This window comes from Clostridium sp., assembly GCF_047718555.1.
Lineage (GTDB): Bacteria > Bacillota > Clostridia > Clostridiales > Clostridiaceae > Clostridium_I.
On the sequence record NZ_JBDNRK010000073.1, the window covers coordinates 1 to 18663 of the forward strand.

Consider the following 18663-nt stretch of genomic DNA (forward strand, 5'->3'; position numbering starts at 1 on the left):
GGATTCAAAATATTCGTCGCATCTTTGACTTACTATTTATTTTCACATGCCTTAAAAAATATCTTAGGTGTAGAAGAATATGACAAATATTTTATTAGTTATAGAAATTTTTTTCACTGTTGTTGTTGGATTATATTTTTTTAATGCATTAAAAAATCAGCAATCAACTAAAATTGTAATTGATAAAGAGAGTACAAAGGAAATGGATAATCTTAAAAAGCTTAGAGAAATAAGTCTCACCATGCCCTTAACAGAAAAAAGCAGACCAGTAACCTTTCAGGAAATAATTGGTCAAGAAAGAGGCTTAAAAGCGTTAAGAGCAGCGCTTTGCGGGCCAAATCCCCAAAATGTAATAATTTATGGACCTCCAGGTGTTGGTAAAACTGCAGCAGCCAGACTGGTTCTAAGAGATGCTAAAAGTAAAGCCTGCTCACCCTTTAATTTGGATGCAAAATTTGTTGAAATAGATGCTACTACTGTAAGATTTGATGATAGGGGAATAGCAGATCCATTAATAGGTTCTGTACATGATCCCATATATCAAGGAGCAGGTTCTTTAGGAATAGCAGGGGTGCCACAACCTAAACCGGGTGCAGTAACAAAAGCACATGGAGGAATTTTGTTTATTGATGAAATAGGTGAATTACATCCTATTGAAATGAATAAGCTGCTAAAAGTATTAGAAGATAGAAAAGTGTTTTTTGAGAGTGCTTATTATAATGCTAATGACACTAATGTACCTAACTATATAAAAGAAATTTTTGAGAAGGGTCTTCCAGCTGATTTTAGGCTTATAGGTGCTACCACTAGGAATCCTGAGGAAATTTGTCCGGCATTACGTTCCAGATGTGTGGAAATATTTTTTAGAGCCTTACTTCCAGAGGAAGTAGAAAAAATTGCAAGGAACGCAGTATTTAAAGTGGGAACGAGTATAGATGAAAAAGCATTAAGTTTAATTGGAAAATACGCCAGCAATGGAAGAGATGCTGTAAATTTAGTTCAGTTAGCTGGAGGTATAGCTATAAATGAGAATCGAAATGAAATAGCCTTACAGGATATTGAGTGGGTTATTGAGAATGGCCAATATTCACCACGTCCAGAGAAAAAAATAAACGACAGGCCGCAGATAGGATATGTTAATGGCCTTGCAGTATACGGTGCTAACATAGGTGCAGTTATGGAAATAGAGGCAAGTGCTAAGAAAGCAAAGCTAAGGAAGGGAATCTTGAAAGTTACGGGTATAGTAGAAGAAGAGGAAATAAAAAATTCTACAGGTAAAGTTTTGAGAAAAAGCAATGCTAAATGCTCTGTAGAAAATGTTATTACTATGCTTGAAAAAAATTTTGATATTAATTGTGATGAATATGATATACATATAAATTTTCCGGGCGGAATACCTGTAGATGGGCCTTCTGCTGGAATAAGCATTGCAACAGCAGTATATAGTGCCATAAAAGAAATACCAATAGATAATAATGTGGCCATGACAGGGGAGATATCTTTATATGGTAAAGTAAAGCCTGTAGGTGGTGTAAATGCTAAGATAAATGCGGCTGTGAAAGCAGGAGCCAGTAAAATAATTATTCCAGAGGAAAATTGGCAAGAAAATTTTAAAAATATTTGTGATGTAAAAATCTTTTCCACCGATAATATACAGGAGGTATTTAATATAGCTTTCTCTCAGAATAATGAGTCTGCAAAAGTTATAGTAGAGCCTAACATTAATATACTTGCAGCTCAGAATTTAAGTTGAATTTATTAAATCCATATAAGATAATTTTTTGATAAGAGCGTTAAAGAAAATAAATTTTAAGATTTTTAAATAAATGCCTGATAAATAAATATTAATTTATAAATAAGAATACTTATAATTGAAAAAAGCTCAGTTTAAATGTATAATATATTAGACTATCCACATAATTAGATAGTAATGAAAGTGAGGGGAGAAAAATGAGCAATAATAATATAAAAATTCTTCCTCTAATTCCGCTAAGAGGTATAATTATATTTCCTTATATGGTAATGCATTTTGATGTTGGTAGAGAAAAGTCAATACTTGCTTTAGAAGAAGCTATGGTAAATGAACAAGAAATATTTTTAGTGGCTCAAAAAGAAGCAAAGACTGAATCTCCAGAAGAAAAAGATATATATTCAATTGGTACTATTTGTACTGTTAAGCAGCTGTTAAAGCTACCTGGTAATACTGTAAGAGTATTAGTTGAAGGAGATAGAAGAGCAAAAATTAGTGAGTATATTGAGAAGGAACCATTCTTTAAAGTTACGTTAGAAGAAATTGAAAATACAGACTTATTAGATAAGGAAAAAATTCAAGCTTTAATAAGATTAGTAAAAGAAAGCTTTAGCGCATATATAAAGCTTTCAGGTGCGGTACCTAACGATGCATTGATACCACTGGATAATATTGAAGATCCAGGAAGATTTGCAGATATAGTATGCTCTTACTTAATGATAAAACAAGAAAAGAAGCAAGAGATGCTAGATGCAATTAATCCCATAGATAGATTGGAAAAAGTACTGCAAGTGTTAGAAAATGAAGTAGATATACTTGAAGTGGAAAAAGAGATAGGGAATAAAGTTAGAGAAAAAATAGATAAGTCTCAAAAGGATTATTATTTGAGAGAGCAAATTAAAATTATGCAGGAAGAATTAGGAGAAGAAGACGAAGATAAAAAAGAGCAAAAGAAGTATAAATCTAAAATAACTAAAAGCAAGCTTCCTAAAGATGTTAAAGAAAAAGCTTTATATGAATTAAATAAACTAAAGAATTCAGGAAGCTATTCTTCTGAGGGAGGAGCTGTAAGAAACTATCTTGACTGGATTTTAGATTTACCTTGGAGTGTAAAAACAAAGGATTATCTTGATATAAAGAAAGCAAGAGAAGTTCTTAATGAAGAACACTATGGACTTAATGATGTTAAAGATAGGATTATTGAGTATCTTGCAGTAAAGAAAATGAGCAATTCCCTGAAAGGACCAATACTTTGTCTTGTAGGACCACCAGGAGTAGGAAAAACTTCTATTGCTAAATCTATAGCTCATGCATTAAACAAGAATTTTGTTAGAATGTCCCTTGGTGGAGTAAATGATGAAGCAGAAATAAGAGGACATAGAAGAACATATATAGGTGCTATTCCAGGTAGGATAATATACAGTATGAAAAAGGCAAAGTCCAAAAATCCTCTTTTTCTTTTGGATGAAATAGATAAAATGGGAGAAGGCTATAAAGGAGATCCAGCAGATGCGCTTTTAGAAGTATTGGACAGTGAACAAAATAATACTTTTAGAGACCATTATTTAGAAGTGGATTTTGATTTGTCAGAAGTTATGTTTGTAACTACGGCTAATACTTTAGATACAATTCCACTTCCACTTTTAGATAGAATGGAGATAATAGAAGTTTCAGGATATACTTCAGAAGAAAAATTCCATATAGCTAAAGATTATCTAATACCAAAACAATTGAAAGAGCATTCTGTAGAAGCTGATAAACTCATTTTTAGCGATAATAGTATTTATTATATAGTAGACAATTATACTAGAGAATCTGGAGTAAGAAATCTTGAAAGAAAGATTGCTGCAGTAATAAGAAAATCTATTGCAGATATGGTAGAGAATGATAAAAATGATATAAGTATAACTATAACACTTGTTAAGAAATATTTAGGACCGGATATATATACTTTTGATAAAGTAGACAAGGAAGATAAAGTTGGTATAGTTACTGGTATGGCTTGGACTGGCTATGGCGGCGATACCTTACCTGTAGAAGTTGCGGTAATGCCTGGAAGTGGAAAATTGTCACTTACAGGGCAATTGGGTGATATTATGAAAGAATCTGCGGAGGCTGGTTTCAGTTACGTGAGAACTAACGCAAATAAATATGAAATTAACGAAAAATTTTATAAAGAAAAGGATCTACACATTCATGTACCAGAGGGAGCGGTGCCTAAAGATGGACCTTCAGCTGGTGTAACAATGATAACTGCTATGGTATCTGCTTTAACAAATAGAAAAGTAAGACATAATGTAGCAATGACTGGAGAAATTACGCTTACAGGAAGAGTTCTTCCTATTGGTGGGCTTAAAGAAAAGTCACTGGCTGCTTATAGGGCTGGTATAGATACAGTTATAATTCCAAAGGATAATAAAAAGGACTTAAAGGATGTGCCTAAGTCTGTGAAAAGTAAAATTAGCTTTATATTAGCGGATAAAATTGAAGACGTAATAAAAAATGCATTGGTTGGTGAAACGAATGGAAATAAAACAAGCTGAATTTATAATTTCGGCTGTAAAGAGGGAACAATTTCCTAAAGATGAGCTGCCAGAGGTAGCCTTTGTAGGGAGATCAAATGTTGGGAAATCTTCTATAATAAATGCACTTACTAATAGAAGAAAATTAGTTAAGGTGAGCGGTACTCCTGGAAAGACTAGATTGGTGAATTTTTTCCTTATAAATAATAATTCGTATTTTGTAGATTTACCAGGGTATGGTTATGCAAAAATATCTAAAGAACAAAAAAAAGACTGGGGCAAGATGATGGAAACTTATTTACAGGATAGAGAAGTACTTAGAAAAGTAATACTTCTATTAGACTGTAGAAGGATTCCCAATGAAGACGATATGCTTATGTATAACTGGATTAAGCATTATGGGTATAATTGTATGATAATATGTACTAAAAGTGATAAATTAAACAAAAGTGAATTAGCTAAAAGTGAAAGAACTATAAGGAAAACTCTAAACCTTAAAGAAAGTGAAAAAATAAGCTTTTATTCTTCGCTTAAAAAAGTAGGCAGTGAAGAGTTACTGGATAAAATTTTTCATGAAGTTTTATAAAAATATTATTTATCTTGAATAAGAATTTAAAAATTGGATAACATAATAAATGTAATTGGAGATAATATCTCCAGTAGTGTGAAATGAGGGCAATTATTTAGTCTTTATTTTATACTAAACCCCCCATCCCCCTTGGGACCGTAAAGCGGTCCCTTTTTAATTATAAAGCTTTTTCGCAGCACAGCGGAGAAAAAACATCCTTTATTTTAATTGTTATTCTTAGGAGAAATTTGTATAGAAGATATTTTAAAATAATACTTCTGTAATGGATCCCCCTGCGCTTTTAGCATTAGATTCAAAGTGTAATTTTTTACTATGTTAGTATCTTTATTTGAGATTGATTTAAAGTTTAATACCCATTTAATCTCAATGATATCACCATCGGTATTACAACGGTTGTCCATAAAAATACCATCTTGAAATGTAAAAGTACTATCAGAAGCAGAAAGCATACCTATGGCACTAAGAGCATTGCCATCAAGTCCAGGGTAAAAAATATCATTTGGTTTTTCAGCTTCATTTTGAGGTAATCCTTGAACATATTTTACAAAAGATAATATAGAATCTTTCCCTAAAAAATTATTATTGTAGTTATTAGAATAGTGTATGAGTTTACCTTGAGAAAATATGTAATTAGCTATACTTATATCATTTTCTCCTATATTACCAGATATTATTTTGGGTGTTTTATTATTATGAAGATCTATGAAGCCTAAAAGATTATTAGTATTAGATAAAATATCTTGAAATTTATCTTTATTCCATACAAATATATGTTGAATTGCTTTTCCTCTTTCAGAGGCTTGGGTAAAAATTTCTGGAAGCTTATCTCTAGATATGTCCAGAAATGTAATTCTTAAAGGCCAGTAATCATAATGATCTCCAAGAGTATCTAGCTGCTTATTAGGGTTTAAAATATAATCTTTTCCTTTAGAATTTATATTTACTTTATATTTATTATTAATTGAGTCTATTGATATAAAATCTTTTATGCCATCACCGGTAACATCATAATTTTTTATTGTTCTGTTGCTGCCTATGGCTGAAAAGGTTGGCAAATATTCTTTTGAAAGAAAAAATAAAATTGACAATATAATTAAAAGTATTATTAAAACTGAATAATAAATATATCGTTTTTTCAAAAAAAGTACTCTAAATTTCATATAAATCACCTCATAAAAAATATATGACTTAAATGAGAAAGTTAGTATATAAAAAGAGAAAAAAAGAGCTGCATCTATGTGCTAATGCACTTTGAAGCAGCTCAACTACAAAATAAATTATTACTAATCATCTGGAGTAATAGCTTTATCTTTGCAATTCTTACAAACACCATAAAAATAAACTCTATTTGTTAGAACTTCATAATCAGTAAATTCACTAATTTTGCTATTTAAATCAGTAAAAGACACATTTTCCACGTCATCAACTTTACCACAAGATATACATTGTATGTGCGGATGAGGATAAACGTTACTGTCATATCTGAAATTTCCTTCGCCAACATTTAGTTCATTAACTAAATTTACTTCTGTAAGTGTTTTAAGTGCTTTATAAACGGTAGCCAAACTCATAGTTGGATAATCTGTCTGCAGTGCTTTGTATATAGTTTCAGCAGAAGGATGTTCTTTGGTTGACTGCAAATACCTATATACGGCTATACGTTGAGGCGTTAATTTCAATTTTTTTTCTCTAAATATATTTGTTATGCTGTTCATAAGCACCATCCTTATCTTTTAATTAGCTATATTATATAATAAAGATTATTAGTTGTCAAAAGAATAATTTTGGTATATATGTAAAAATAGAAATAAATAGATCATAAGATTTGTATATATTAATATAGAATATAGGAGACGTTTTTAATTATTCTAAGTCCATAATAATTAAATATAATAAACTTAAGTAACATTTAATATATGCATAAATAATATAAATAACATATATTAAAATATATGTTACTATCAATCTTTGTTATAGAGGAGTTTACGAAGAGGTTTAATTTACTATGCATCTTCAGATGCCTGATCTATTAGGCGAACTTGAAAGGGGGAGTTTTTTTGAAACGTACTTATGTATTGGATACAAATGTTATTCTATATTCTCCAGGAGCAATAACGTCTTTTGCAGATAATGATGTGGTTATTCCAGAGGTAGTTCTTGAAGAATTAGATTCTTTTAAAAAAGATAAGAGTGATTTAGGAGCCAATGCAAGACATGCTGCAAGAATATTAGATAAATTGAGAAAAGAAGGTAATATAAATAAAGGTATAAATCTCCCTGGTGGAGGTAAACTTAGGGTTGAAATGAATCATCATGATACAATAATACCTCAAAGCTGGGATAAATCTAAGCCTGATAATAGAATAGTACAGGTATGCAAGGCTCTTAAAGAGCAAGGTGAAGATGTTTATTTGATTAGTAAGGATATATTTGAGAGGATAAAAGGAGATTGTGTAGGAGTAAATGTAGAAGATTTTTACGAAAAAGTAGTACCTGAATATGACAGTCAATATACAGGGAGAATTGATGTGTATGTACCTTCAGAAAAATTACAATTTTTTTTCAAAAATAAGTATTTGAATTCAGATAATCTTTTAAGTTATTCGTATGAGGAAGAGAAATATTATAAGCCTCAATTATATATAAATCAATTTGTTATAATTCACTCCATGGATAATGATAAACAAACAGCACTTGGAAGATTTGATGGTAAAATGGTAACTCCCCTTAAATTTACGGAAATGAAGCCCTTAGGACTTACTACTAGAAATGTTGGACAAAAGTTTATGCTGGAAGCTTTGTACACTGATGCAAATAAGGCTCCATTAGTGATAATAAAGGGACCGGCAGGAACGGCTAAAACTTTGTTTTCTTTAGCAGCAGGACTTTATAAAATATTAGAAGATGGTAATGAAGAGTATAGAAGAATTCTTGTATGCAGACCTAATGTAACTATGGATGAAGATATAGGATACTTACCAGGATCAGAGCAAGACAAGATATCTCCATTTATGAGACCTATTTTTGATAATCTGGAGATACTTGTAGATTCAGACGAAAATGAAAGATATAAAAATGAGGGGGAGCTAAATGATAAGGTAAAGGAACTCTTTGATAGAAGGATAATAACTACGGAAGCGGTGGCTTTTCTTAGGGGGAGATCTATACTGAAAAATTGGGTTATAGTGGATGAAGCACAAAACTTATCCCCAAAACAGGTTAAAGCTATAATTACAAGAGTAGGTGAAGGGACTAAACTTATATTGATTGGAGATCCAGATCAAATTGATCAGCCATTTTTGGATTCAAGGTCTAATGGACTTTGTTATGCGGCAGAAAAGATGAAGGGGAGTAAGATATGTTATCAGATTACATTAAAATTTGATGAATGTGAAAGATCTCCTCTTGCTTTTGAGGCATCGAAAAGGTTGTAGTCAATTTTTTATATTAATCCTATTGCAAAAAAAATTTTATAATAAGTAATAAAAAAGACATATCTGTTTAAATTTAATTTAAGCAGATATGTCTTTTATATGTTACAATGAATTGTATTTACTATAAAGTATCTATTCTATTTAATTGTTAGTTACAAAAAATATACAATTTATAAATGAAAAGCTATTGAAAATGTTGTAAAATATAAATTAAGCATCTTAAAAGTAATAATAGGTAGAGATGTATTATAATTTTTATGGGGTACAAATATGAAAAATAAAATTAGTAATCAATCGGATTTAAGAAGAAATAGAAATAATAAAAATGGAATTAGAAAGGTTAAAAGATCTAAACTTGTAGTATACTTTATAATTTTTCAGATCATTTTTGGCATTGCTACAGCGCCATTAATAGTTTTTTATGGCCCATTTTCTACTTTGAAAAAGATGATAGTAGGGCAGGCAATGAGTACAATGAGTCATCAATATATTGCTACATTTTTTTTATCACAAAAACAGATTAATGATATATTGTATAGCAATAGTAATGACAACAGTACTGCTGGGCCAATTGGTTCATTAGCAGAGGATTTAAACAAGATAAAAATTGGAAATCATGATAATACTATTGAGTTTGAAAAGGTTGATGGGAAAAAGTTTACAGGATTAATGTTAGTAGTTCATGATCCAACAAGAGTTAAAATTGGATATTCATCAAAGCTTGGAACTGTAGGCGAAAAAACCAGCCAGATAGCAAAGAATAACAATGCAATAGCAGCAATAAATGGAGGAGGATTCCAAGATAAAGCTAATAATTCTACGGCTACATGGACAGGAACAGGGGCTTTGCCAACTGGCATAATAATTTCTGGTGGAAAGCTTATTTATCCAACTGATAACATAGATTACAATGTAAAAAGGATTGGAGTGGCTGGGATTACTAAAACTGGACAGTTAATAGTTGGTGATCACAGTATTAATGAATTGTTAAATAAGGGAGTTACAGAAGCTATATGCTTTGGACCTACGCTTATAGTAAATGGAACAATTCAGAATAGAGATAGTCAGGGAAGACCAATAGATAGTCAGGGAGCTAATCCAAGAACGGCTATAGGACAAAGAGCGGATGGTTCAATACTTCTTCTCACTATAGATGGAAGGCAGGGACTTCAAATGGGAGCCACTATTGGAGATGTACAAAAAGTTATGAAGGATCAGGGAGCAGTAAACGCAGTTAATCTTGATGGTGGAGCTTCAACTACTTTATATTACAATGGAAGTGTTCAGAACAACCCAAGTGATAAATTTGGTGAGAGACCAATACCAACTGCTATATACGTAAAATAGATGAGGAGGATTATAGGGTGAGAGCTTCTAAAAGAATTTTTACATGGATTATTATTTCACTGGTTCTGCAGTGCTCGGTTTATTTATTTTTAAATAATTTTTATTTTTCACCTGAAGGGAATATAAAGTTTACAAAGATAGATAGCGTGAATAAAAAAAATAAAATAAAACCTAATGTAACTTTTACAAATACAGATAAGGATATATCTTTATCTGACGATTTTACATATACTGCATATATGTCTGATGGACTTGTAAAAGTAGTGGATACTACTACGGGAAAACAACTACAAATAAATTTCACAAAGGGAATACAGTGTCTGGCTTATAAATGGGTTCCGGGGACTAACAGAATGATTATAGCTGAAAAGCTGAGTGGAAGTAATGGAAAAATAATAAAATTTTTCTCCTACGATGCTGATAAAGCTGAGAATGGTGATAAAGATGCAAAAGCTGAAATATATAATTATGAAAGTAAAACAGAAAATGCAGTAACCGCAGGACAAAGTGTTGATTTGCAAATTTCTGAATTGACAGGAGTACTTTATGCAAAGATAACCTATAGTAGTGTATTAGCCAGAGTATATAGAATTGATAGAAATGAGACACTTACAAGGGTGACTGTGGGAAATATTGGCCATATAGCAGTTGCCTCTAATGACGATCAATTGGTATATGAAGATTTAACTTATGATAGAATGCGTAGTAATTATACCCCTAAAAAAACAATAAGCTTAGATGGGGTCTCAAGAAGTTCACTTTTGGGATCGGATAATAATGATAATTTCTACATAGGAGTTGGAAAATCACAGATTAATAAGATTTATTATGGAAAGCTTACAGAAAATACTTCTTCATGGAAAGAATTACCCACAGGAGGTTTAGTAAATACTAATGATATTGTTATAAGTTCAGATAATAATGTATATGTAATTAATAAAAATCAAGGAACCATTACAGATATAAAAAATAACAAAAAGAATACTTTTGAAGGTAGTTTTATTGAATTAAATAATAACTCAATTATTTCAAAAATCGACAATAAGCTAACAATAAAATCTTTCTAAAAGTTAATTAATCGTAAACACTATTTTAAAATTTGTCTTTTTATAGTAGAATATAGTGTGTATTTAATTTAGAAAGGATTAGATAAGATGTCTCATTCCAAATTAGAAAAAGGAGCCAAATACCAAAATAAAAATAAGTTTGGTAAATTTAAATATTCTATATTATTTATTTTATTTGAAATTGTTTTTACAATTACTACCTTAGTATTTATAGTGTTTTATGGTCCCTTTATAAATGTTAAAAAGACAGTTGTAGGTGCACTCATGACTTCTGGCAGGCATCAGTATGTGGCAAAATGGTTTTTGTCAGATAACGATATAAATAAATTGACTAATACTGATTTAGCTCATCAGAAGTTAGGAGAGAGTACAGAAAAGATAAATGTAAATGAAATAAACGTGGAGCATAAAGATGATACTAATATCGAAAGATATGATTTAGATGGTAAAAAGTTTAAAGGGTACATGCTAGTTATACATGACCCAACTAGAGTTAAGGTTGGCTATACAAAAAATCTTGGAAAAGAGGGGCAATGTACTAGTGTAATTGCACAGGAAAATAACGCTATAGCAGCTATAAATGGAGGAGGCTTTAGTGATGAATCCTCTTCTGGAAATTCCAAGTATACTGGAACTGGAGGAAAGCCTATAGGTATTTTAATGTCTAAGGGTAAGCTTATATCAAATAATTCTGGAAATTTATCGCAAAAAGTTCCAACTATGGGTATTGATGCTAATGGAAAATTATTAGTTGGAAATTACAGTATTCAGGATTTGGAAGCAAATAATGTCACGGATGCTATTTCTTTTGGACCTGTACTTGTTCTAAACGGTAAGCCGCAGGTGATTACTGAAGAAGGAGGTATTGCTCCAAGAACAGCTGTAGGTCAAAGAAAAGATGGGGCTATGCTTCTATTGGTTATAGATGGGAGACAGCTAAAAAGTGCTGGTGCTACCTATGAAGATGTTAGAACGGCTATGCTGCAATATGGAGCTGTAAATGCTATAAACTTAGATGGCGGTTCTTCAACTACAATGTACTATAACGGGGACGTTATAAATAATCCTTGTGATGCTGTTGGGGAAAGATATGTACCTTCAGTTGTCTATGTTGAGAACTAGGGGGAAACCAATGAGTAAAATACTAAGGCATATAACTATATGGATTTGCATTTCTTTAGTAATACAAATTAGTGCATTGTATTATATAAATGAGAACTATTTAAAAGCAGAAACTTCTTTTCAGACAAAAAAAGTAGAGGTAAGGGCAGCTAAAAAGGTAGAGATATCAATAAATATTCCTGAGGATGCTAATGAAATAGGGGCTTCTTATGATGGAAATTATATCTCCTATTTCCAGGGGGGAGTTATTAGAGTAGTTAATACTCTTAATGGACAGGAGAAGACCGTGACAGCATCAGAGGGAAATAAAGTATCTATGTACAAATGGCTGCCAGATAGGCATAGAATTATAATAGCAGAAAAGTCTTCAGGTGATGGCAGTGGAAGTATTGAATTGAAATACTATGATGCTTCTAAGGATGTTAAGGACAATATAGAAAGATTATCCTGGTCAGATAGTGAATCTCAGGTACAGGATATTCAAGTTTCTCCAATAACAAACCTTATGTTTGTTAAAGTTAAAAGGGATTCTTTAAGAAGTGACACTTACGAAGTAAATGCCATGAATGAGGTCACCAAAATTAATACAAGCTCTAATCTTGGTAATATTAAAATCCTTCCTCACGAAGATGAACTAATTTATGAAAATTCCTATAATCATACTATACAGACTACAAATAAAAATCACAGTATAACTTTTAAGGATATGCCAAATCCTGTTATTTTGGGATGTGATAGCAATGATAACATATATGTAGGTAATCTCACTAATGATAAGATAGACAAAGTGTATTATGGAAGTCCACAGAATCATACTGAGCAGTGGAATGTGTTAAATATTACTGAACCTTTTAATCCAAATGATGTCTATATATCAGAGGCTGGGGAAATATATGTTAACAATAATTTAAAAGGACAAATACAGGCCTTAAAAGGTAATAAGATTACTGATTACCAGGGAAAACTACTGGAGATGACCGAGAAGGTTATAATTTCTAACGATAATGGCAAATTAGTAAAAACAGTTTATAAATAGAATTAGGCAGCATATATAATTCAATAGTTCAGGCATCTTGAAAAAATAGTCAGTCAATATGTTGATAAATTTTTTACCTTTGACTTATTGTTTATTTTCAGATGCTTTAATTATTTTATCAATATATATTATATGTTTACTTGAAATTTGTTATAATTAGAATATGTTACTAAAAACTTAAGGGAGGAATATTTTTGTTTGATTCAACAAGAATTTTATCTATAATTTTATCTATACCTGGGATTTTAATAGCTTTTACCTTTCATGAATATGCGCATGCTTTTGTTGCAGATAAATTAGGTGATAAAACTCCTAAATTTCAGGGTAGACTTACTTTAAATCCTATAGCTCATATAGATCCAATAGGCTTTATATTAATTTTGATTTTAGGTTTTGGATGGGCCAAACCAGTGCAAACTAACCCTGCTGCTTACAAGCACTACTATAAAGATGATCTTAAGGTTTCTGTTGCCGGACCTTTGGCTAATTTAGCAGTTGGATTTGTGTTTGCTTTTATTACTATAATACTTTCCAGAGTATTAACAGGTAATTCACCTATAACTGTTATTATAATAATGATAGCCAGCATTACGTCACGGCTAAATTGTATGCTGTTTTTATTAAATCTGTTACCAATACCTGGCTTTGATGGGTTTCATATTTTAAGGGATCTATTTCCTAGAGCCTTTTATAATGTAGCAGATTCCATGTATAGGTATCAACTAATCATCTTTATGGTTTTAGTATTTCCAATAATAGGAGGACATTCTGTATTTGATTATATAATAGGAGTGCCATCTAATGCCATATATAGCATGTTTGAAGGATTGGCTTTGAAAGTTGTGGGTTTTTAATGATTCATTGATATATCTTAAATTACCTGGGAAATATACACAATAGTAACTATTCAGGTTTTTACAATTTAACATATTGTACTTGAAACATGACTATTAAAAATATATTAACGGTGTTTTAAAATTGGTGATTTATTTTAGAATCAGTACTTTTTAGAACATCGTTATTTTAGGCATCTGAAAATAAATAAGAAGTCAAAGATGCGACGAATATTTTGAATCCAACAAGGAAACAGGTTCTGATGATAGTTGGGCTATCAGAAGGTTCTGTTGACGCAGTGGGATTCAAAATAGGCTAGCATGCTGACTTAGTTATTTTTTGAAGATGCCTTAGTTGAAATATTTAATAAAATAGTTGGAGGAAAAATAATGCGACTTAGGAAAAAATGGTGGGCTAGACCGGAAATGGAAGAAAGTTCTTTAGTTATAACAGAGCCTAGAGAATATAAGGGAAATTGGAAAGATGTATTTAATAATAGTAATGAAATATATCTAGAGCTTGGCTGTGGCAGAGGAGAGTTCGTAACTAAGAATGCAATTGCTAATCCAGATAAAAACTATATAGCCATAGATTTAAAGGATGAAGTACTAGTATATGTACTTAGAAAGGTTAAGGAGGCTGAGCTTACCAATGTGAGAATAATCCCTTTGGAGATAGCCTTTATTACTGAGATTTTTGATAAAAATGAAATCAGCAGAATATATATTAATTTTTGTAATCCCTGGCCTAAAGATAGGCATAATAAGAGAAGACTTACCCACACAAGATTTTTAGAGAAATATAAACAATTTATTAAGCCTGATACGGAAATTTGGTTCAAAACAGACAATAGGGAATTGTTTGATGCATCCTTAGAGTATATGACCAATTCTGGCTTTGAACTGATGTTTTATACTTATGACTTGCACAATAGTGATTTTCAGCCAAATATAATGACAGAATACGAAAATAAATTTGCTAATCTTGGGATGAAAATTATGTTTTTAAAGGCTAAACTAAAATAAGGTTCAATATGGAGTATTGTATAATTAATTAGTAATATGGGAAATATGTTTATTGAAGTTAATATTATTGTTTATTTGTAATTCTGTTATGGAATGTAAGGAGGAATTTTATGCCATCTGCATTTAGAAATTCACATATAATACAAAAGGTTATTAAGAATAATAATGATGATATTATTGCCTATAAGCTTGAAAATGGTGAAATAATAATGAAGGAAGAGGCAGTAAGTTTGGCATCACAGGGTTTGATAAGTGGAGTTACAATTGAATCTGGTGATGGAGAAAACGAAAATTTAAAGATATTTTAGGTGGGTTTTATATGCTGTTTAAAGCCCATGTATAGATTAATACAATGAGTTTTAATGTTATATATGTAAATAAAACTTATTTGATATAAAAACTCTATCAAGTAAGTTTTTCAATTTGCATAAAATTATAAATTCATTTTTTAATAAATGTTTTTTAGCTATATTTTAATTAAATATTTGTTGAGGACTAGTTATTGTTATTTTATAGTATCTTCATTAACGTTTAAGACAGGTTGGCTATGCACAGATTTGGACAAGATAAAATTAATATATTGTATATAAATTTAATGATTTGTTAATTGACAAATCATATTATTTTTATGGATAATAATCATAACATAAATTTTTTGTTTGGAGGTCTCCAATTTGAAAAAATGGATTATAGACGGCAGATTATTAAAACAACTTGATCTTCCTTTAATTATTGCAGCACTTGCCATAGCCGTTTTTGGTGTTATGAATATATATAGTGCCACTAGGGCTTCTGCAGGAACTAGTTATTTAAAGACACAGGTTATGTTTATATGTATAGCTATAGTAGTTTGTTATGTTATATTATTAATTGATTATAATATAATGGGTAATTACTCAGAAATTATATATTGGATAGGAGTAGTTCTATTATTTGCTACAGATGTACAGAATATGCATGTTAAAGGTGCTAATTCCTGGCTTAAATTGGGCCCTTTACCTGCAATTGAACCAGCAGAATTTTTTAGAATGGCATTAGCTTTACTTTTGGCAAAAAAGATAAGTGAAATGGAAGGTAATATAAATGAGCCTAAAAATCTCTTAAAGTTATTATTTTATACTGCAATACCAGCAGTAATGATAATTAAACAGCCAAATCTTGGTATGGCAATAATTTGTCTTTGCATAGCTTTTGCTATACTGTTTATAGCAGGTCTTAATTTAAAGATAATATTTGGAACCATAGCTTTAATTGTTCCTACTTGCATAATAATATGGAAGAGTCATATTTTGAAGCCATATCAGATGGCAAGAATAACTTCATTCTTAAGTCCTGAATCTGCGCAGCAGACTACAAACTATCAACTTTTCAATTCTAAGATTGGTATTGGTTCAGGAGAGCTTTTAGGCAAGGGCTTTTTACATGGAACCCAAATATCGGGAGGATATGTTCCAGAAGCCCATACAGATTTTATATTTTCAGTAGTTGGTGAGGAGTGGGGGTTAGTTGGAGCTGTTATACTTTTAATCTTATATGCTGTAATATTGTACAGGATGTTGAAGATTGCCAAAAATTCTAAGGATATTTTGGGTAAACTTATTTGTGTGGGAACTTTTGGTGGACTAACATTTTCCATATATCAAAATATAGCCATGACTATAGGACTAGCACCTATATCAGGAATAACCCTTCCACTTATGAGTGCAGGTGGAAGTTCTATTATAGCAAACTTTATGGCTTTAGCTTTAGTTTTAAATGTAGGTATGAGAAAGAAAAAAATAAATTTTTAATAAAAATTGTGAAGAGTTTAGTGGATTAGAATAAGTCATATCTACTAGGCTCTATTTTTATATTATAAAAATTTATTAATTGACAAAGGAGATAATTTTTGTAGATAATAAATATAGTATTAAATTTTTTTGTTTGGGGGTCTCTAGTTTGAGAACGTGGATTATAGATAGTAGATTGTTAAGACAGCTTGATATTACTTTAATTGTTACATCACTTGCCATAGCTATTTTTGGAGTTATGAATATATATAGTGTTGCTGGTGTTTATTATTTGAGAACACAGATCATATTTATTGTTATGTCCATAGTAATTTGCTATGGTATATTAATAATTGATTATAATTTAATGAGTAATTATTCAGAAATTATATATTGGATAGGAGTAGTTTTATTATTGGCTACAGATATACAGGATAGAAGTGTTAATGGAGCTAATTCATGGCTTCAGATAGGACCACTTCCACCTATTGAACCAGCAGAATTTTTTAGAATGGCACTAGCTCTTATTCTTGCAAAAAAAATAAGTGATATGGATGGCAACGTAAATGAACCTAAAAATCTTTTGAAGATATTATTTTATACAGCAATACCAGCAGGCATGTTATATAAACAGCCCAATTTAGGAATGGCAATAATTTGTCTTTGTATAGCATTTGGTATACTTTTTATATCTGGACTTGATTTAAAGATAATATTGGGGTCTATAGCTTTAATCATACCTGTTGCTATAATAATATGGAAAGCCCATATTTTAAAGGATTATCAGATGTCTAGAATAACATCATTTTTGAATCCTGAAGCAACACAGCAGACTACAGGTTATCAGCTAACTAATTCTAAAATTGGAATTGGGTCTGGTGGAATTTTAGGTAAGGGCTTTTTACATGGAACCCAGGTAACTGGAGGTTATGTGCCAGAAGCACGTACAGATTTTATATTTTCAGCGGTGGGTGAACAATGGGGATTAATCGGAGCCGGTATACTTTTACTACTTTATGCCATAATACTTTATAGAATATTAAAGATTGCCAAAAATTCTAAGGATACATTAGGTAGGCTCATTTGTGTGGGGACCTTTGCAGGGTTAACATTTTCCATATATCAGAATATAGCTATGACTATAGGACTAGCGCCAATATCGGGAATAACTCTTCCTCTTATGAGTGCAGGAGGAAGCTCTATTATAGCAAATTTCATGGCGTTAGCCTTAGTATTAAATGTGGGTATGAGAAATAAAAAGATAAATTTTTAAGAGAGGTATGTTGTACTTGAAAAATATTTTAAAGGGAAAAGTGGCACTTGTTACAGGGGCTTCAAGAGGTATAGGAAGACATATAGCTATAGAAATGGCTAAAGAAGGAGCGGCAGTAGCTGTAAATTATTTAAAAGATGACAATGGGATAAAAGAAACCCTAGCACTTCTAAATAGTGAGGGAGCCTATGCAAAGGCCTATAAAACTGATGTCAGAAATTTTGAAGCTGTAAGAGATATGATAGAAAGTGTAATCAAACATTTTGGCAAGATAGATATTTTAGTTAATAATGCAGGTATATCAAAAATAGGATTATTTATGGATCAGTGTGAAGCGGATTATAATGAGATTTTTGATGCTAATTTTAGGTCTGTTTTCAATTGCACTAATGCGGCAGTGAAATATATGGTTGATAAAAAGAAAGGCTGTATAATAAATATTTCTTCAATTTGGGGAAATGTGGGAGCTTCGTGCGAGGCGTTGTATTCAGCTTCTAAAGGCGCTGTTAACTCTTTTACAAAAGCCATGGGAAAGGAACTTGCACCATCAAATATAAGGGTAAATGCCATATCACCAGGTGTCATAGATACTAGTATGAATAGTGCATTCAATAATGAGGATATAAAAAGTATAAAAGATGAAATTCCCATGATGAGATTTGGACGAAGTGATGAAATCGGAAAGTTAGCAGTGTTTCTTGCTAGTGATAATGCAAGTTATATAACTTCTCAAATTATAACTATAGATGGTGGAATGATATAATAAAAATTTTTTACATAAGCTTAGAGTTGTAAAGTAATTTATTTAAGAATTTACCCAGATATATCTGTCTGTAAAATTTTTTATCCGATGACTAGCCGCTGTAACACTCCACCTTCTAAAGGTGGAGATAAC

16 protein-coding genes are annotated in these 18663 nt (G+C 31.1%); 14 read left to right on the forward strand and 2 right to left on the reverse strand.

Going from position 1 to position 18663, the window contains the following annotated elements:
- Positions 1-79: 79 nt before the first annotated feature.
- From lonB to yihA, 3 genes are all read left to right on the forward strand, one after another.
- A complete protein-coding gene (gene lonB / locus ABF633_RS18795; protein WP_415525903.1) occupies positions 80-1753 on the forward strand; it encodes an ATP-dependent protease LonB in 1674 nt (557 codons plus the stop codon).
- Positions 1754-1950: 197 nt separating this feature from the next.
- Positions 1951-4293 (forward strand): endopeptidase La, encoded by a 2343-nt coding sequence (gene lon / locus ABF633_RS18800; protein ID WP_415525905.1) that lies wholly within the window; start codon positions 1951-1953, stop codon positions 4291-4293.
- A complete protein-coding gene (yihA, locus tag ABF633_RS18805) occupies positions 4274-4858 on the forward strand; it encodes a ribosome biogenesis GTP-binding protein YihA/YsxC (protein ID WP_415525907.1) in 585 nt (194 codons plus the stop codon). The genes lon and yihA overlap by 20 nt, the downstream gene beginning before the upstream one ends.
- Positions 4859-5064: 206 nt before the next feature.
- On the opposite strand, the gene ABF633_RS18810 is transcribed toward yihA, so the two are convergent.
- Both ABF633_RS18810 and ABF633_RS18815 read right to left on the reverse strand, forming a co-directional pair.
- Positions 5065-6021, reverse strand: a complete 957-nt coding sequence (locus ABF633_RS18810) for a VCBS repeat-containing protein (protein ID WP_415525909.1) — start codon at positions 6019-6021, stop codon at positions 5065-5067.
- 123 nt (positions 6022-6144) lie between these two features.
- Positions 6145-6576: a Fur family transcriptional regulator gene (locus ABF633_RS18815; protein ID WP_415525911.1), complete on the reverse strand. Its 432-nt coding sequence runs from the start codon at positions 6574-6576 to the stop codon at positions 6145-6147.
- Positions 6577-6918: 342 nt separating this feature from the next.
- On the opposite strand from ABF633_RS18815, the gene ABF633_RS18820 reads away from it, so the two are divergent.
- From ABF633_RS18820 to ymfI, 11 genes are all read left to right on the forward strand, one after another.
- Entirely contained in the window at positions 6919-8295 is a 1377-nt protein-coding gene (locus ABF633_RS18820) for a PhoH family protein (protein WP_415525913.1), read from the forward strand.
- A 270-nt stretch (positions 8296-8565) separates the two neighbouring features.
- On the forward strand, positions 8566-9642 hold the full coding sequence (locus ABF633_RS18825; protein WP_415525915.1) for a phosphodiester glycosidase family protein: 1077 nt from the start codon (positions 8566-8568) through the stop codon (positions 9640-9642).
- A gap of 17 nt (positions 9643-9659) precedes the next feature.
- Positions 9660-10709, forward strand: coding sequence for a hypothetical protein (locus tag ABF633_RS18830; RefSeq protein WP_415525917.1), 1050 nt, complete (start codon positions 9660-9662; stop codon positions 10707-10709).
- Between the two features lie 87 nt (positions 10710-10796).
- Complete coding sequence (locus tag ABF633_RS18835) at positions 10797-11831, forward strand: phosphodiester glycosidase family protein (RefSeq protein WP_415525919.1); 1035 nt, start codon at positions 10797-10799, stop codon at positions 11829-11831.
- A 10-nt stretch (positions 11832-11841) separates the two neighbouring features.
- Positions 11842-12867 carry a hypothetical protein gene (locus tag ABF633_RS18840; RefSeq protein WP_415525921.1) on the forward strand — a complete coding sequence of 342 codons (1026 nt, stop codon included), beginning with the start codon at positions 11842-11844 and terminating at the stop codon, positions 12865-12867.
- A 194-nt stretch (positions 12868-13061) separates the two neighbouring features.
- Positions 13062-13721 (forward strand): site-2 protease family protein, encoded by a 660-nt coding sequence (locus tag ABF633_RS18845; protein WP_415525923.1) that lies wholly within the window; start codon positions 13062-13064, stop codon positions 13719-13721.
- 369 nt (positions 13722-14090) lie between these two features.
- Positions 14091-14726 carry a tRNA (guanosine(46)-N7)-methyltransferase TrmB gene (trmB, locus tag ABF633_RS18850; protein WP_415525925.1) on the forward strand — a complete coding sequence of 212 codons (636 nt, stop codon included), beginning with the start codon at positions 14091-14093 and terminating at the stop codon, positions 14724-14726.
- Positions 14727-14836: 110 nt separating this feature from the next.
- Entirely contained in the window at positions 14837-15034 is a 198-nt protein-coding gene (locus ABF633_RS18855) for a DUF3892 domain-containing protein (RefSeq protein WP_415525927.1), read from the forward strand.
- Between the two features lie 366 nt (positions 15035-15400).
- Positions 15401-16516 carry a rod shape-determining protein RodA gene (rodA, locus tag ABF633_RS18860; protein ID WP_415525929.1) on the forward strand — a complete coding sequence of 372 codons (1116 nt, stop codon included), beginning with the start codon at positions 15401-15403 and terminating at the stop codon, positions 16514-16516.
- 148 nt (positions 16517-16664) lie between these two features.
- The gene (gene rodA, locus ABF633_RS18865) at positions 16665-17768 is read left to right on the forward strand and encodes a rod shape-determining protein RodA (protein WP_415525931.1); all 1104 of its coding nucleotides are present in this window, start codon (positions 16665-16667) and stop codon (positions 17766-17768) included.
- A gap of 7 nt (positions 17769-17775) precedes the next feature.
- Positions 17776-18531, forward strand: a complete 756-nt coding sequence (ymfI, locus tag ABF633_RS18870) for an elongation factor P 5-aminopentanone reductase (RefSeq protein WP_415525933.1) — start codon at positions 17776-17778, stop codon at positions 18529-18531.
- The last annotated feature ends 132 nt before the right edge of the window (positions 18532-18663 follow it).

Bases quoted from the DNA above. Each gene is read 5' to 3' on its own strand.
- ABF633_RS18825 (WP_415525915.1), top strand. From the start codon at position 8,566: ATGAAAAATAAAATTAGTAATCAATCGGATTTAAGAAGAAATAGAAAT.
- ABF633_RS18810 (WP_415525909.1), bottom strand. From the start codon at position 6,021: ATGAAATTTAGAGTACTTTTTTTGAAAAAACGATATATTTATTATTCA.
- lon (WP_415525905.1), top strand. From the start codon at position 1,951: ATGAGCAATAATAATATAAAAATTCTTCCTCTAATTCCGCTAAGAGGT.
- ABF633_RS18815 (WP_415525911.1), bottom strand. From the start codon at position 6,576: ATGAACAGCATAACAAATATATTTAGAGAAAAAAAATTGAAATTAACG.
- yihA (WP_415525907.1), top strand. From the start codon at position 4,274: ATGGAAATAAAACAAGCTGAATTTATAATTTCGGCTGTAAAGAGGGAA.
- ABF633_RS18835 (WP_415525919.1), top strand. From the start codon at position 10,797: ATGTCTCATTCCAAATTAGAAAAAGGAGCCAAATACCAAAATAAAAAT.
- trmB (WP_415525925.1), top strand. From the start codon at position 14,091: ATGCGACTTAGGAAAAAATGGTGGGCTAGACCGGAAATGGAAGAAAGT.
- lonB (WP_415525903.1), top strand. From the start codon at position 80: ATGACAAATATTTTATTAGTTATAGAAATTTTTTTCACTGTTGTTGTT.
- ABF633_RS18840 (WP_415525921.1), top strand. From the start codon at position 11,842: ATGAGTAAAATACTAAGGCATATAACTATATGGATTTGCATTTCTTTA.
- ymfI (WP_415525933.1), top strand. From the start codon at position 17,776: ATGTTGTACTTGAAAAATATTTTAAAGGGAAAAGTGGCACTTGTTACA.
- ABF633_RS18855 (WP_415525927.1), top strand. From the start codon at position 14,837: ATGCCATCTGCATTTAGAAATTCACATATAATACAAAAGGTTATTAAG.